The organism is Olivibacter sp. EAT-5, from assembly GCF_044784325.1.
Lineage (GTDB): Bacteria > Bacteroidota > Bacteroidia > Sphingobacteriales > Sphingobacteriaceae > Olivibacter > Olivibacter oleidegradans.
This window is the reverse complement of the sequence record NZ_CP173028.1, coordinates 3739308-3753723: the sequence shown is the minus strand read 5'-3', so window position 1 is coordinate 3753723 and position 14416 is coordinate 3739308. Positions and strand designations below refer to the sequence as shown.

The 14416-nt window shown below is 40.1% G+C and carries 11 protein-coding genes; 7 read left to right on the top strand and 4 right to left on the bottom strand.

The genetic code is table 11. The annotated features are described in order from the left end of the window. Window positions 1-2: 2 nt before the first annotated feature. The 3 genes from ACH11B_RS15475 to ACH11B_RS15465 form a co-directional block, all read right to left on the bottom strand. Window positions 3-3293 carry a TonB-dependent receptor gene (locus ACH11B_RS15475; protein WP_377609667.1) on the bottom strand — a complete coding sequence of 1097 codons (3291 nt, stop codon included), beginning with the start codon at window positions 3291-3293 and terminating at the stop codon, window positions 3-5. Window positions 3294-3533: 240 nt separating this feature from the next. Beyond that, window positions 3534-4685 (bottom strand): FecR family protein, encoded by a 1152-nt coding sequence (locus tag ACH11B_RS15470; RefSeq protein ID WP_377609669.1) that lies wholly within the window; start codon window positions 4683-4685, stop codon window positions 3534-3536. 33 nt (window positions 4686-4718) lie between these two features. Beyond that, window positions 4719-5267 carry an RNA polymerase sigma-70 factor gene (locus tag ACH11B_RS15465; RefSeq protein WP_377609671.1) on the bottom strand — a complete coding sequence of 183 codons (549 nt, stop codon included), beginning with the start codon at window positions 5265-5267 and terminating at the stop codon, window positions 4719-4721. 228 nt (window positions 5268-5495) lie between these two features. On the opposite strand from ACH11B_RS15465, the gene ACH11B_RS15460 reads away from it, so the two are divergent. From ACH11B_RS15460 to ACH11B_RS15430, 7 genes are all read left to right on the top strand, one after another. Beyond that, window positions 5496-6431: a PfkB family carbohydrate kinase gene (locus tag ACH11B_RS15460; RefSeq protein ID WP_404273976.1), complete on the top strand. Its 936-nt coding sequence runs from the start codon at window positions 5496-5498 to the stop codon at window positions 6429-6431. Between the two features lie 5 nt (window positions 6432-6436). After that, window positions 6437-6949, top strand: a complete 513-nt coding sequence (locus tag ACH11B_RS15455; RefSeq protein WP_130857605.1) for a C40 family peptidase — start codon at window positions 6437-6439, stop codon at window positions 6947-6949. 122 nt (window positions 6950-7071) lie between these two features. After that, the gene (locus ACH11B_RS15450; protein WP_013666097.1) at window positions 7072-7671 is read left to right on the top strand and encodes a TetR/AcrR family transcriptional regulator; all 600 of its coding nucleotides are present in this window, start codon (window positions 7072-7074) and stop codon (window positions 7669-7671) included. A 100-nt stretch (window positions 7672-7771) separates the two neighbouring features. Next, window positions 7772-8989 carry an efflux RND transporter periplasmic adaptor subunit gene (locus ACH11B_RS15445; RefSeq protein ID WP_130857607.1) on the top strand — a complete coding sequence of 406 codons (1218 nt, stop codon included), beginning with the start codon at window positions 7772-7774 and terminating at the stop codon, window positions 8987-8989. Between the two features lie 2 nt (window positions 8990-8991). Further along, on the top strand, window positions 8992-12189 hold the full coding sequence (locus ACH11B_RS15440; RefSeq protein WP_377609676.1) for an efflux RND transporter permease subunit: 3198 nt from the start codon (window positions 8992-8994) through the stop codon (window positions 12187-12189). Between the two features lie 30 nt (window positions 12190-12219). Continuing rightward, a complete protein-coding gene (locus ACH11B_RS15435; RefSeq protein ID WP_377609678.1) occupies window positions 12220-13635 on the top strand; it encodes an efflux transporter outer membrane subunit in 1416 nt (471 codons plus the stop codon). Window positions 13636-13686: 51 nt separating this feature from the next. Next, window positions 13687-13917 carry a 4a-hydroxytetrahydrobiopterin dehydratase gene (locus tag ACH11B_RS15430; RefSeq protein ID WP_130857610.1) on the top strand — a complete coding sequence of 77 codons (231 nt, stop codon included), beginning with the start codon at window positions 13687-13689 and terminating at the stop codon, window positions 13915-13917. 32 nt (window positions 13918-13949) lie between these two features. On the opposite strand, the gene ACH11B_RS15425 is transcribed toward ACH11B_RS15430, so the two are convergent. After that, window positions 13950-14411: a GNAT family N-acetyltransferase gene (locus ACH11B_RS15425; RefSeq protein ID WP_013666092.1), complete on the bottom strand. Its 462-nt coding sequence runs from the start codon at window positions 14409-14411 to the stop codon at window positions 13950-13952. Window positions 14412-14416 lie beyond the last annotated feature (5 nt).

Below are 14416 nucleotides of genomic sequence, written 5' to 3'. Positions count from 1 at the left end.
ATTTAAAAACTTACTTTCACCCCCATGGTATAGGTTTTTGCCACAGGGTAACTGGTTTGGTCTATACCCAATGTAGTGGGCGAATTAGCTGTTCGGCTACTTACTTCGGGATCATACCAGGAATAGTCGGTGATGGTAATTAAGTTTTGTCCGCTTACATATAATTGTAAAGATTTAATCTTGCTACTTTTCAACGGGACATCATAAGCCAACCGGATATTTTTAAACCGAATAAAGGAACCATCTTCTATAAAGCGGTTTGACTCCCGGAAGCTGGAACCAACGCTAATAGCTGGATATGGTGCATTTGGATTTGGATTTTCAGGTGTCCAGCGATTTAATATATCCGCGATCTGGTTTTCTCCGAAATTGAAAGAATTGGCCTGGTTTGACAGATTAAAGTTGAACAAATCGGCTCCTTGCACTCCCTGAATAAAGATATTCAATGAAAAATTTTTATAGCTTAGGTTGTTATTGAAGCCAAAAATAAAATCGGGATTGGGATCGCCTAGGATTGTTCTATCCTCATTGTTAATTACACCATTGCCATCCAAGTCCTTATATTGTATACGCCCCTGTTCATTCAAGCCATCTTCCAAGAACCCATAAAAAACACCCACCGGATAACCTTCCCGGATAAGATTGGGACTAATACTAAGTGGAATAGATAAACCGGATCCAAATACATCCGCATGATTAGCTAGTTCGATTACCTTATTTCGATTAGCTGAAAAATTAACAGAGGCGTCCCATTTAAAGGTTCCTCGGGATATATCGCCTCCCAACTCGAATTCAAGACCCTTGTTTCGAATACGACCAATGTTTTGCATTTGATTTTGATAACCCGTGGAGGTTGCTTGTGGGACGTTGGCTAACAAGTCTTTTGTGTTTTTTATATAGTAATCAACCGTTAGGCGCAAACGCTCGTCAAATAAGCCCAAATCAAAGCCAATATTACTTTGTGTGGTAGTTTCCCATTTTAAGTCCGGATTCGGCCGGGTATTTCCTGGTGCAAAGCCTGTGTTCAACGCATCTCCAAGAATAATATTAAAACCGGAAAGCACATTCAACGAGCCATAGGGAGAGATTGCGGTATTTCCCGACTGTCCCCAGCTGGCCCGTAGTTTTAAGTTGGAAATACTGTTGACATCGCTAAGAAATTCCTCTTCTTTCAATCGCCATCCAAAAGCCGCTGAAGGAAAATAACCCCATTGACTACCGGCCCCAAAACGAGAGGATCCGTCTGCCCTTATACTCGCAGTTAAAAGATACTTATTTTTATAAACATAATTTGCCCGAAATAAACCGGAAATCAACTTCCATTCGTCAATACCGGATGTTGGGGTAGCAATGACTGTTCCTGATCCAAGGTTATTATTTTGCAATATATCGGAAATAAAGCCACTAGCTCCCGATGAGTTCGTACTTGCCACCTCTGATTGATAAGTAACACCCGCCATTAAATCCAAGGAATGATCGTTAAATGTCTTTGCATAATTCAAAATATTCTCATTTAAGAAGTTTGTCCTTGTGAAATAATTGGTAGAAGCATTACCTGCCGGTGTTGACCTGATTAAGCGGGAAGAGTAATAGTCTCTTTTGGAATTGGCATAATCTACACCAGCAGAAACTTTTAGTGTCAACCCTTCCATAAAGGTATATTGTAGCCCGAGATTGGCTAACACGCCGCTTCCCGTTGTTCTGTCTACGCGTTCTTTGGCTAAAGCTACCGGATTCTCCGCCGCATTAGAGCTAAATGAATAAGGCACCACGTTGGAATAATTGCCATTTTCGTCATAAACAGGCACAGTAGGTGGCGCGACCAAAGCAGCGGAAACTACTCCGGACCCTCTTGATTGATTATCATTTGTGATGGCATTGTTAATGGTACGACTCAATATGGTACTTAAGTTTACTTTAAATTTGTCAGACACCTCCTGCTCTAAATTGGAACGCAGCGACCCTCTTTTATATCCTGAGTTGATAACAATACCATCCTGACCGAAATAACTTCCCGATACTGAATAGCGGGTCCTATCATTTCCGCCCGCGATATTGAGACTGTGATTTTGAATTGGAGCCGTACGAAAGATGGCATCCTGCCAATCGGTCCCTTCACCAAAACTATTGATTTGCTCTTGTGTAAAATATGGAGCAGCATTATCATTACGGGCCCGTTCGTTAGCGATTTCGGCAAACTGTCGGGCATTTAAAAGGTCTATTTTTTTTACCACATTTTGAAATCCGACATAACTGTTGAGTGTAACCTGATTAACATCTCTCTTTCCACTTTTAGTTGTAATAATAACCACCCCATTTGCTCCTCGAGAACCATAAATGGCCGTTGCAGACGCATCTTTCAATACTTCCATCGATTCAATATCCGATGGATCAAGAATAGTAGGACTACCTGAAAGTGCAAAACCGTCCACCACGTAAAGCGGTTCATTACTACCCAATAAGGAATTGCCTCCACGGATGCGTATATTCATACTGGCACCAGGTGCTCCTGAACTTTGCACTACTTGCACACCTGCACTTCTTCCTGTTAAGCTTTGCATGGCATTGGTTGACGGTAAGGCGGTAATGTCTTCTGACTTTACCGATGAAACGGATCCGGTTAAATCGCCTTTACGAACAGTGCCATATCCGACTACCACTACCTCATCCAAAGCTGCCTCTCGCGGTGTCATGGTAACCCGTATAGTTGATTTACCGGCGACGTTGATTTCCTGTGTGGCGTAACCCGTATACGAAAAAATCAGGGTCGCGTTCGAAGCAGCGCTGATCACAAAGTTGCCATCACTATCCGTAGAAGTACCTGTCGACGGGCTACCTTTTGTTCGGACAGAAACACCTGGTAAAGCTTGTCCTTTTTCATCAAGCACTTTTCCTTTTACGGTATTCTGTTCTTGTTTGGAAGTGGCCATAAGCCCATTTGCTGAACTTTGCTTTTCCAATACAATCACCTTATTCCTTCTGATCTCATATTGAATTCCTCTGTCTTTAAAAAGGTTCTCTAACACCGCATCTAATGGTAGATTGTTAAAATTAACCGATACTCGTTCTTTGTCGTTGAGTACTTCCTCACTGTAAAATACGGTTAAACCCGTCTGTTTTCTGATCGTGTTAAAGAGATCGGTTAGACTGATGCTCTCCTTTTTAATGCTTACCCTGTATTGAGCCAATAAAGGAGTCGCAAATAGTTCCATCTGAAATAGCAGGCCTGCAATCAACAAGCCTTTTGCTATAGATCGACAAAATCGGTTAAATTGATTTTTCTTTTGATACATGGTTTGATGTCTATAATGGTTTTTAGCTAATTCACTATAAACACACCAAGCATTTTAAAATGGGTGAAAGAAAATTAATTTTTTGTGTTAATGGGGAATAGGCAGTAGGAATAGTGATCAGAAAATAAGAGCTATTCTCTATTAACAAACTCCCGTTTCTCATCGGAGATCATTAAGTAGCGAAGTAGTTGAATGTAATAAAGTAATCTATCCTACTGCTTATCGCGTAAAGCCTATTGTTTAAAGTCTAAAATGTAAGGTACCATCTATTACCATAGCACGCACACCCGCTGTCGTATTCAAATCATGCAAAAAGCCCTTTAGATCTTTCTTATCAAGTAAACCACTAATACGAATATGTTTCAGTTCACCATTCTCAAAATTTACCGGCAAATCAAACCAACGATTGATCATTTCACTGATTTCCAACAAGGTGGTTCCATGAAAATAATAAACACCTTCTTTCCAACTCAGTACAGTAAGGGGATCAAATTTTTCCTGTGAAAAACCGCTCTTCTTACTATAGCGTCCGCTCAGTCCGGGAGAAAGTAATAAACTAGTACCATTTGGGCTTTCCATTTGCACTTTACCCTGGAGAAGAGCCGTTATGACATGATCTTCAGCATAGGCATTTAAATTGAATTTGGTGCCCAACACATTCACCTTTGCTTTATCTGTATGCACAATAAACGGCTGATCGGCCTTTTCGGCGATTTCGAAGTAAGCCTCACCTTTTAAATAGACTTCCCTGGAATTTCCGGAGAACGTCATTGGAAACTTTAACTCGGATGAAGAATTTAGCCAAACTTTTGTACCATCAGCCAGTACAAGTTTATAGTCTTTTGTTGGTGGTACCACTAAAGTATTTGTTTTACTGCCTGCGATATCTTTATTGTAAATCAACATTTCGCCTTCTTTCCGCACTTGTTGCCCAGCTACATTCAAGATGGTGTGACCATCATCCAACGTTACCACTTCTTCTTGGTCGCCCACCAATAACTGTACCTGATTCGTGTCCGCTTTCTGTTGTCCGCCATTTACTAACAAAGCGGCATCCATCTTGTCCTTATTAACTAGATATAAAGAGAAAAAAATACCACCAGCCAGCAGTAAAATGGCAGTCGCGGCATACGACAACCTTCTTCTTTTTGAAATCGAGATTGATTGCTCACTTAAATGACTTCTTACTGTAGCTAAGTCTTTCGAAATATCTATTTTATCCGTAAATAGCCTCAGGCCATTCGTATCCAAATCATTTTCTAGCTTTTTCCATAATTCCAGGCTCTCCGGATGTTGCAATAGCTCCTCCTGTAACCAACGGTCGTCATCATCACTGATTACTCCCATTGTTTTCTCCACATAGAGCCTTCGTATATATTCTTCGCTTACCATTTTTTACTAATACACGGATAAAACAAATTCAGGTTAATATTTAGTAGTTTTTTTTAGTTTTTCACGCAAATTTTTTAAGCCGATTTTTAAATGAGTTTTCAACGAATTAATACTTATTCCCATTGTTTCGGCAACATCTTGGTATTTCTTATCGTGCAAATAAACCAAGCTGATGGCCTCTTTTCTTTGCCTTGGTAAGTCGTTCAGATTAGCTTCCAATTTTTTATAAATCTGCTCGAACATTTCCTTATCTTGCATCTGGTAATTATCTTCACTCAGTTTCTCATAGTCTGATTGTTTTCGAGCTCTTGTTTTTGTATTCCGTAAATAGTTCAAACACCTATTATGTACTGCACGATAGAGATAGCTTTTAACATCGCCATTAAGCTTATCAAAACGCTTCTTTTCCCATAGTTCTATAAATAAATTCTGTACAATATCCTTCGACTCCTCTTCTTCCTTCAGGTACAAATAAGCATAGCCACAAAGTAGTTTGTAATACTTATGGAACAATTCGTCAAATGCCGTTGAATTCCGATTTCGAATCCCAACAAGCAGCTGCATGTCACTTTTTGCTTCCATCAAATTTGATTCGTTAGGCTTGGATTTAAGGAAGACCATCAAAATGGTTTATAACCTTGGCTTTATCTAGGACGAAACTAATGTTTTTTTTCCAATAAACAAACCGGAAATCGGTCGTTCGTTTATGGCTACACCCATCCGCTGTATTTACGTGTCAACTTATTTACCAAAAAAATAGCTGATTATTTTAGCGAATAATTACCTTTGTCAGCATTTGGAATTTGTCGAATGCTATTCCATACGAATAATTTGAGTGTAAACATGTTTGATATTTGTTGTATAGGGCATATTACTTTAGACAAGGTTGTTACGAGCAATGCTGCCAAAAATATGCCAGGAGGAACTTCCTTTTACTTTTCAAATGCCATTAGGAACATGGATATTGCCTTTTCATTGGTTACTGCCGTGGCTGATTCAGAGAAGTATATCGTCGATGCGCTACAAGACAAAGGTTTGTCGATAAAAACCGTTCCGACGAAAAAGACTGTTTACTTTGAAAATATATACAATGAAAATCAGGATCATCGTACGCAACGAGTCTTACAGGAGGCCGATCCATTCACGGTTGAGCACTTAGTAGATGTAGAGGCTAAGATTTTCCACTTAGGCCCCTTACTAACGAATGATATCCCTGTAGAAGTCATCAAATTTCTTTCAAAAAAGGGAATGGTTTCCTTGGACGTTCAGGGTTATCTGCGCATCGTAAGAAATTACCAAGTTTACTATGCCGACTGGCGTGATAAGAAAGAAGCTCTTCCATACATAGATATTTTAAAAGCCAATGAATTTGAAATGGAAGCGCTTACAGGTACCTCAGATATCTATAGTGGCACAAAAATTTTGGCCGACCATGGTGTAAAAGAGGTGGTTATTACCTTAGGCAGTTTGGGATCGGTTCTTTACAAAGAAAATACATTTTATACCATTCCTGCATATGTTCCTTCTCAAGTAACGGATGCTACCGGATGTGGAGACACCTATATGGCCGGTTATTTATCCAAGAAAATTAAGGGAGGCACGTTGGAAGAATCCGGAAAATTTGCTGCGGCTATGTCGACAATCAAAATTCAAGGTTCAGGACCTTTTATGGGAACTAGCGAAGAAATACAGCACGTGTTGACAAATAACAGACAGGTTTTTTATGACAGGCTACAATTTAGCTAGTTATTATGAACAAGCCTCTTTGTCTAACCATATTGCTAAGTTTCTCTTTGTGCCTTCCTTCTGAAGCAAGGCGAGGTGATAAAAAACAATCGGTCTACTCCTTTTACACCACACGCCAAGAAATAACACCCGCAGCTATCGTAGCTTTTGCCAAACAGTTTTTGGGCGTGCCTTATAGATTTGGCGGTAGCAGCCCACAAAAAGGTTTTGATTGTTCAGGTTTTGTCAATTATGTTTTTAGTAATTTCCACTTTCTTGTTCCTCGTAGCTCAGCTGCTTTTAACAGCAAGGGAAGACAAGTACCACTCACTGAAGCGCAAGCCGGTGATGTCATTTTATTTAGAGGTACTAATCCAAAGGTAAAGTCAATAGGTCACATAGGTATTGTCATATCCGATAAAGGGGAACCTCTACGTTTTATTCATGCCTCTTCAGGCAAGATACGTTGTGTAACGGAAACACTACTTGACAATCGCTATCAAAAACGATTTGTAAAAATTGTTCGTTTAATATTATAAAAATATGCTAAAATACTCTACAAATCAACACGTTATAATTAATGACAATTTCATGTCATTAAAATTCACAAATAATATCGAAGTTTGCCTAACACTGTTAAATAACTTTAGGGGGTTAAGATATGGGAAGTAAAGAGCGTATTCAGCGGTTGAAAGATGAAAATAGAGTAAAAATTCTTGACGCATCGCTCCAAATAGTTAAAGAAGAAGGATGGCAAGCGTTGAGTATGCGTAAAATCGCTGATATAATAGAGTATACAGCCCCAATGATATATGAATATTTTGCTAATAAAGAAGCTATCTTAACAGAACTTGCCGGTAGAGGGTATTTTATGTTAGCAAAAAGGGTAAGAGAAGCAAGGGATCAAGAAGTTGACTTAGAGAAACAGATTGAAGCCATGTGGCTAACATACTGGGATTTTGCTTTTGAGGAGAAAGAGCTTTATCAGCTTATGTACGGGGTTGGAACCCAATGTTGCGAAATGGAAAAGACGTTTCGATGTTTCGACTCACATGCGGTTCTCATCAGTGATGTTATCAAAGAGATCATGAAAGCGAAACAACCTGATGACGACATGGTTTGCAGAAAATATTTTACCTATTGGTCTATTATACATGGTTTGATTTCTATTAATATGGTAAATAAAGGAAATGGAGAAGAAACAAATCAACAAGTTCTTAAAGATGCCATATATGGCATAACCCGATCGTTAGTCGATTAATTTTTTTACTCATTAAATAACAATCGTAAATCATTTAACACTGTTAAAAAGGAGAAAGCACTCTCCGGACATTTGTAAATATTATACATATATAAATAAAATGAAACATCTATTTTCCACCATGACGTTTGAAACCTTTAACCCGTTATTTAACGTTGTTAAGTTATTTAATAACGTAAATAGACTTGCCATCATAGCATCATCTATTTTTTTATATAGTTGTTCTTCCGGACAGCAACAACAAGGGGCTCCGCCTCCTCCATCGTTGCCTGTAATTACTATTAATTCTGGTGAAGAGACCGTTTTTCAGGAATATCCTGCTTCTATTGAAGGAACCGTCAACGTAGAGGTACGGCCTCAAGTAGAAGGAACGCTTGACGCGATTTATGTAGATGAAGGTGCAAAAGTGAAGAAGGGGCAACCGCTATTTAAGATCAACGATCGCCCTTATCGTGAACAATTGAATCAGGCCATAGCTAATCTTCATGCCGCAGAAGCCGCTTTGGAAAATGCAGAACTCGAGGTTGAGAAAAAAACCAGATTAGTCAACAACAAAGTATTAGCAGATTTTCAATTGAAAACAGCCATTGCTGCCAGAAATGGTGCTAAAGCCAATTTACAGCAAGCAAAGGCCGGGGTAGAAAGCGCAAAAATTAATTTGGGATATACGCTTATTACCGCTCCTGTTGAAGGTTACATCGGACGTTTGTTAAAAAAACAAGGAAGCTTGGTAAGTCCGGCGGATGCACAGGCGCTTACTGAATTATCCGATATCCACGAGCTTCATGTATATTTCGCTTTAGGCGAGAACGATTTTGTAGACTTTAAAAACAATTTCGAAGGTGTTACATTGGAAGAAAAGATAAAGAACTTGCCTCCTGTAACCCTTGTATTATCTGATCAGACAGCCTATGGGCAGCCAGGAAAAATCGATATGGTAGACGGCCAGTTCGATAAAAACACGGGAGCTATTACCTTAAGGGCGACCTTCCCAAATAAAGAAGGATTACTTCGTTCAGGAAATACCGGTAAAATTCGATTAGGTAAACAGCATTCCAAAGTATTGCTGGTGCCACAAATGGCGACCTTGGAAATGCAGGATAAAATTTTCGTCTACACCGTGAACGATAGTAACAAAGTGAACAAACAGGCCATTCAGGTGGTAGGTAAGAGCGGTGCCAACTATCTCGTAAAAAGCGGCCTTAAAAACGGCCAAAACATTGTATACAAAGGCATGGACTTATTACAGGAGGGACAAGTGATCGCCCCTCAGAAATTGAGTGCAGACAGTCTTAAGTTAACAGCATATAACAAATAATCATGTTAAAGAGATTTATTGAAAGACCGGTATTAGCTACGGTTATATCCATACTACTCGTAATTCTTGGAATAATCGGGATTGTGAAACTCCCTTTGCAACAGTTTCCCGATATTGCTCCACCTGCCGTACAGGTAACGGCCCTTTATCCCGGCGCCAATGCCGAAACAGTTCTTCGGGCAGTGGCCCCTTCGTTGGAAGAATCGATCAATGGTGTCGAAAATATGAGCTACATGAGCTCAACTGCCAGCAATGACGGATCGTTAATGATTACCGTATATTTTAAACTAGGTACTGATCCGGATCAAGCAGCCGTCAATGTTCAAAACAGGGTTGCACAGGCCACCAGTCAATTACCGGCTGAAGTTGTTCAAGCAGGTATTACCACGGCGAAGCAGCAGAACAGTTTAATCATGGTGTTAGACCTTTATACAGAGGATGAAGGGACCTATGACCAAACGTTTATGACGAACTATGCGCAGATCAATATTATCCCGGAATTAAAACGTATACCTGGCGTAGGTCAGGCCTTAGTATTCGGTGGTAGTAAAGATTATTCGATGCGTGTTTGGCTGAATCCAAATCAAATGGCCAGTTACAAGCTGACGCCCGCTGAAGTGATGGCTGCTATACAGGATAAGAACGTGGAAGCTGCACCGGGAAAATTTGGTGAAAGTAGCAGCGAAGCCTTTGAATTCGTTATAAAATATAAAGGTAAGCTCAATCAACCTAGCGATTATGAGAATATCATTATACGCGCTAATGCAGATGGTTCTGTGCTCAGACTTAAAGATGTAGCACGAATTGAACTAGGTGCATATACTTATGCCAGCCATACACGTATTAACGGAAAAGCAGGCCTCAATATCGGTGTGATGCAATTGGCAGGCTCTAATGCCAACGAAATACAGATCGCCATTCAAGAATTTATGGAGAAAGCGGCAAAAGATTTTCCTAAAGGCGTGAAGTATTTGGTACTGTACAACACAAAGGATTCATTGGATCAATCCATCGATCAGGTGAAACATACACTGATCGAAGCGTTTGTTTTGGTGTTCTTAGTGGTTTTTATCTTCTTACAGGATTTTAGATCGACGCTTATTCCTGCTATTGCAGTACCGGTAGCTATTATCGGAACGTTCTTCTTCATGCAGTTATTCGGCTTCTCCATTAATCTACTGACACTCTTTGCGCTGGTGCTTGCAATCGGGATTGTGGTGGATGATGCGATTGTAGTGGTAGAAGCTGTCCATGCAAAAATGGAGCACCAGCATTTACCACCCAAAATAGCCACCACCTCCGCGATGAGTGAGATTACGGGAGCCATCATATCGATTACATTAGTAATGTCTGCGGTATTTTTACCTATTGGTTTTATGGAGGGGTCAACCGGCGTATTCTATAGGCAATTTGCCTTCACATTAGCGATTGCTATCGTGCTATCCGCAATTAATGCCTTAACACTTAGCCCTGCTTTATGTGCGCTTTTCTTGAAGGATACACCTCATCACGGAGAGAAGAAACAACAACTAAGCTTCAAAGATAAATTCTTTGTAGGCTTCAATACTAGCTTTGACAGACTAACGAAAAATTACGTTGGTAGTTTACGTTTTTTGGTGCGTTATAAATGGTTCAGTATGGCGGGTTTAGCAGCGCTTTTGGTAGTAACCATTTTCATGATTAGAAGAACACCTACAGGATTTATACCTTCAGAAGATCAAGGATTTATAGCCATCTCCCTTTCTATGCCTGTAGGTGCTTCTTTAGAACGTACTACAAATGCTTTGAAAGAAGCTGAGCAGCACTTGCAAAATACACCCTTTACAAAGACGCTTAATATCATTTCAGGATTTAATATCTTAACCCAAGCAACAAGTCCGTCTTCAGGAGTTGCTTTTATTTTGTTAAAGCCCCATGAAGAGCGCGGAGAAGTAAAGGATATCAATGACATTATGGGCGTAGTTAGTCAAAAATTAGCTGCTATAAAAGGTGCTAACTTCTTCGTATTTACTTTTCCTACCGTTCCCGGTTTCAGTAATGTTGACGGTTTGGACATGGTACTACAAGACCGGACAGGAGGCAAATTAGACAAATTCGGTCAAGTAGGACAAACCTTTATCGGAGAGTTGATGAAACGTCCGGAAATCATGGTTGCCTTTACTACTTTCCGCGCCGATTACCCACAATATGAACTGCAAGTGGACGATGTAAAGGCCGAACAGTTAAGCGTGAGCACGCGAGATATCTTGCAAACCATGCAGGCCTATTTCGGAAGCTCACAGGCATCCGACTTCAATCGATTTGGAAAATATTACCGTGTTATGGTTCAGGCCGATAAAACTGAAAGAGCAGAACCTTCATCTATGGACGGAATTTTTGTAAAGAACAGAATGGGTGAAATGGTGCCGATTAATACCTTGGTTAAATTGAACAGGGTATACGGACCGGAAACTGCTTCTCGTTACAACTTATTTAATTCCATCGGTATTAATGCTATGCCGAATCCCGGCTTCAGTTCCGGTGATGCTATTAGAGCAGTAGAAGAAGTGGCTAAACAGTATCTTCCTTCCGGTTTTTCCTATGAGTTTTCAGGGATGACCAAAGAGGAAATAACATCCGGAGGACAGTCTACCATTATTTTCCTTTTATGTTTGGTGTTTGTATATTTCTTACTTGCCGCCCAATATGAAAGTTATATCCTTCCTCTAGCTGTTATTTTATCGATTCCTACAGGTATTTTTGGTGTATTTGCAGCGATTGGTATGACTGGTATCGCTAACAATATTTATGTACAGGTAGCTTTGGTAATGCTTATCGGTTTATTGGCCAAAAACGCCATATTGATTGTGGAGTTCGCCGTACAAGGCCGTAAAACAGGTAAACCAATCGGCCAGGCAGCTTTAGAAGCTGCTCAATTAAGGTTGAGGCCTATTATCATGACCTCGCTAGCCTTCGTAGTCGGTATGATACCGATGATGAGTGCGAATGGGCCTTCAGCTCAGGGAAATCACTCAATCAGTATTGGCGCGGCCGGCGGGATGTTGTCAGGCGTTATCTTGGGACTCTTTATTATTCCCGTCCTCTTCATTGTCTTCCAAGCTTTGCAAGAGCGAGTATCGGGCAAGCCAAGCGTCATACCACGTGACTCGAATGATCAGCAGAATAAGGAAGCAGTAGCCGATACCATTCCTTTAAGTTAATAATCATAAAGGATAACAATATTCTAAACAATGAACAGTAAATCAAATCTCCTTATAATTCTTGTTTTGCAGGCATTCTTCTTCGCCTGCAAAACAACGGACAAGGCCATTCAAACCGAAGCCCCCGTCCCTGCCAACTTCCGAAATGCCGAAGTGCTATCGGATGATTCAACCAGTATAGCTTTCATTCCATGGCGTGATTTTTTTAATGATGTGACTTTGCAGACGTTAATTGATACGGCTATCGCCCACAATATGGACTTGCAGTTGGCCATAAAAAATATCGATGCCGCGCAGGCTACGTTGAAGCAAGCAAAAGCTGGATATATACCGAATGTTAATCTACAGGTGGGTGCCAACAGTACCAATCCATCTAACAACAGCTTAAATGGCGTCAGCTTGAATCAGTTTCTGAAAACTAACCATATAGAGGATTATAATGCGACGCTAGCACTCTCATGGGAAGCTGATATATGGGGCAAAATAAAGAACCAAAAAGCGGAAGCCCTTGCATCTTATCTGCAAACAGAGGAGGCGAAAAAAGCGGTTCAAACACAAATTGTTTCTTATGTAGCACAGGGCTATTATAACTTGCTTATGTTGCAGGAACAATTAAAAATTGCACGGCAAAATCTTGCCTTGAACGATAGTACCTTAAATATTATCAAACAGCAATACGATGTAGGCGAGATTACGCTTTTAGGCTTAGAACAGGCAGAAGCACAGCGCTTAGCGGCAGCGTCATTGATTCCCGATTTTGAACAACAGATTAATATACAGGAAAACGCGCTGAGCATTTTAAGTGGTAAACTACCGGAAGGTATAGCTACGCAAAGTACCTTGGACGATATCCGAATTCCGGAAAAAATCAATACCGGCGTCCCTTCCCTATTGCTAAGTAGACGGCCAGATGTGAAGCAAGCAGAATTGGCCGTTATGGCCGCACGTGCCAACCAACGGTATGCAAGAGCAAGTATGTATCCCTCGTTAACGATTAGTGCACAAGCGGGTGTTAACTCCTTTAAAGCGAGTAACTGGTTTAATATTCCAGCATCTGTTTTTGGAACAGTTGCCGGTGGAATTGCGCAACCAATCTTACAACGGCGACAGCTAAAAACAAATTACGAGTTGGCCGCTATTAATCATGAGAAAAGCGTTATCCAGTTTAGACAATCAGTGATTACCGCAGTAGGAGAAGTTTCCGATGCACTGATTGCACTCAACAAGCTGCAAGAAAAGCAATCCATTGCCTTGAATCGTACTAATAAACTACAAAGCGCCATTCACAATGCAGATTTATTATTCAATACAGGCATGGCAAACTATCTTGAGGTTATTACCGCTCAAAGTAATGTGCTACAAAGCGAACTTGAACTAGCACAAATAAAAAAGGCTCAATTAGTTGCGATGGTAGAGCTATATCGATCTTTAGGTGGTGGATGGTAATTAGCCAAACAAAACATCAATTCGGATTGTTTATCTGCTAAAACGTTGATTATGTGGAAAGAAGAAAACAATAGTTTATATAAACGATTTGAGTTTAAAGACTTTTCGGATGCCTTTGCTTTTATGACAAAGGTAGCTTTGCTTGCAGAATCGTCCAACCATCATCCGAAATGGACCAACGAATGGAATAAAGTTGAAATTTGGCTTTCAACACATGATCAAGGAAATGTTATAACTGAAAAAGATCGAAAATTGGCCGCAGCAATTGATAAGGTTGTTTAGATAAAGGATGCCTACGCTATTGTAGGCATCCTTTATAGCGTTAAACGCAGTATTAACATATCCTTATGTTGTAGCCCATCTTCAAAAATTGGTTCACTATAGTTATCTAAGAAAAAGTTTGTTTTAATTTGGTCTACCCTAAAACCAAATTTTTGATAGAATTTCAGTTGATATCCAAAAGACCCTGTCCCTACTTCCAATACATTGGCCTGCTTATTTTTTAAAATTTCTATAAGCGAGTTTAAAATTTGGCTCCCATATCCCCTATTTTGGTACGCAGGAAAAACTGCTATATTCATAAGTTCATAAACTTCCAAATCTTGTGATTTTATGACCGCTACACCTATGACAACTTCATTACACCGGGCAATATAACAATCGCTGTCGTATAGATACTTTTCAATTGCTGACTTACTTGGATCTGCCAGCATTAGCAGGTCCCAAGGATAATTGCCATTTACAACAGTCAATTCTACAAACATATTGGTATCCATAAAGC

Excerpts from the sequence above, each read along its gene's own strand:
- ACH11B_RS15475 (WP_377609667.1), bottom strand. The coding sequence starts at position 3,293 with ATGTATCAAAAGAAAAATCAATTTAACCGATTTTGTCGATCTATAGCA.
- ACH11B_RS15470 (WP_377609669.1), bottom strand. The coding sequence starts at position 4,685 with ATGGTAAGCGAAGAATATATACGAAGGCTCTATGTGGAGAAAACAATG.
- ACH11B_RS15465 (WP_377609671.1), bottom strand. The coding sequence starts at position 5,267 with ATGGAAGCAAAAAGTGACATGCAGCTGCTTGTTGGGATTCGAAATCGG.
- ACH11B_RS15460 (WP_404273976.1), top strand. The coding sequence starts at position 5,496 with ATGCTATTCCATACGAATAATTTGAGTGTAAACATGTTTGATATTTGT.
- ACH11B_RS15455 (WP_130857605.1), top strand. The coding sequence starts at position 6,437 with ATGAACAAGCCTCTTTGTCTAACCATATTGCTAAGTTTCTCTTTGTGC.
- ACH11B_RS15450 (WP_013666097.1), top strand. The coding sequence starts at position 7,072 with ATGGGAAGTAAAGAGCGTATTCAGCGGTTGAAAGATGAAAATAGAGTA.
- ACH11B_RS15445 (WP_130857607.1), top strand. The coding sequence starts at position 7,772 with ATGAAACATCTATTTTCCACCATGACGTTTGAAACCTTTAACCCGTTA.
- ACH11B_RS15440 (WP_377609676.1), top strand. The coding sequence starts at position 8,992 with ATGTTAAAGAGATTTATTGAAAGACCGGTATTAGCTACGGTTATATCC.
- ACH11B_RS15435 (WP_377609678.1), top strand. The coding sequence starts at position 12,220 with ATGAACAGTAAATCAAATCTCCTTATAATTCTTGTTTTGCAGGCATTC.
- ACH11B_RS15430 (WP_130857610.1), top strand. The coding sequence starts at position 13,687 with ATGTGGAAAGAAGAAAACAATAGTTTATATAAACGATTTGAGTTTAAA.
- ACH11B_RS15425 (WP_013666092.1), bottom strand. The coding sequence starts at position 14,411 with ATGGATACCAATATGTTTGTAGAATTGACTGTTGTAAATGGCAATTAT.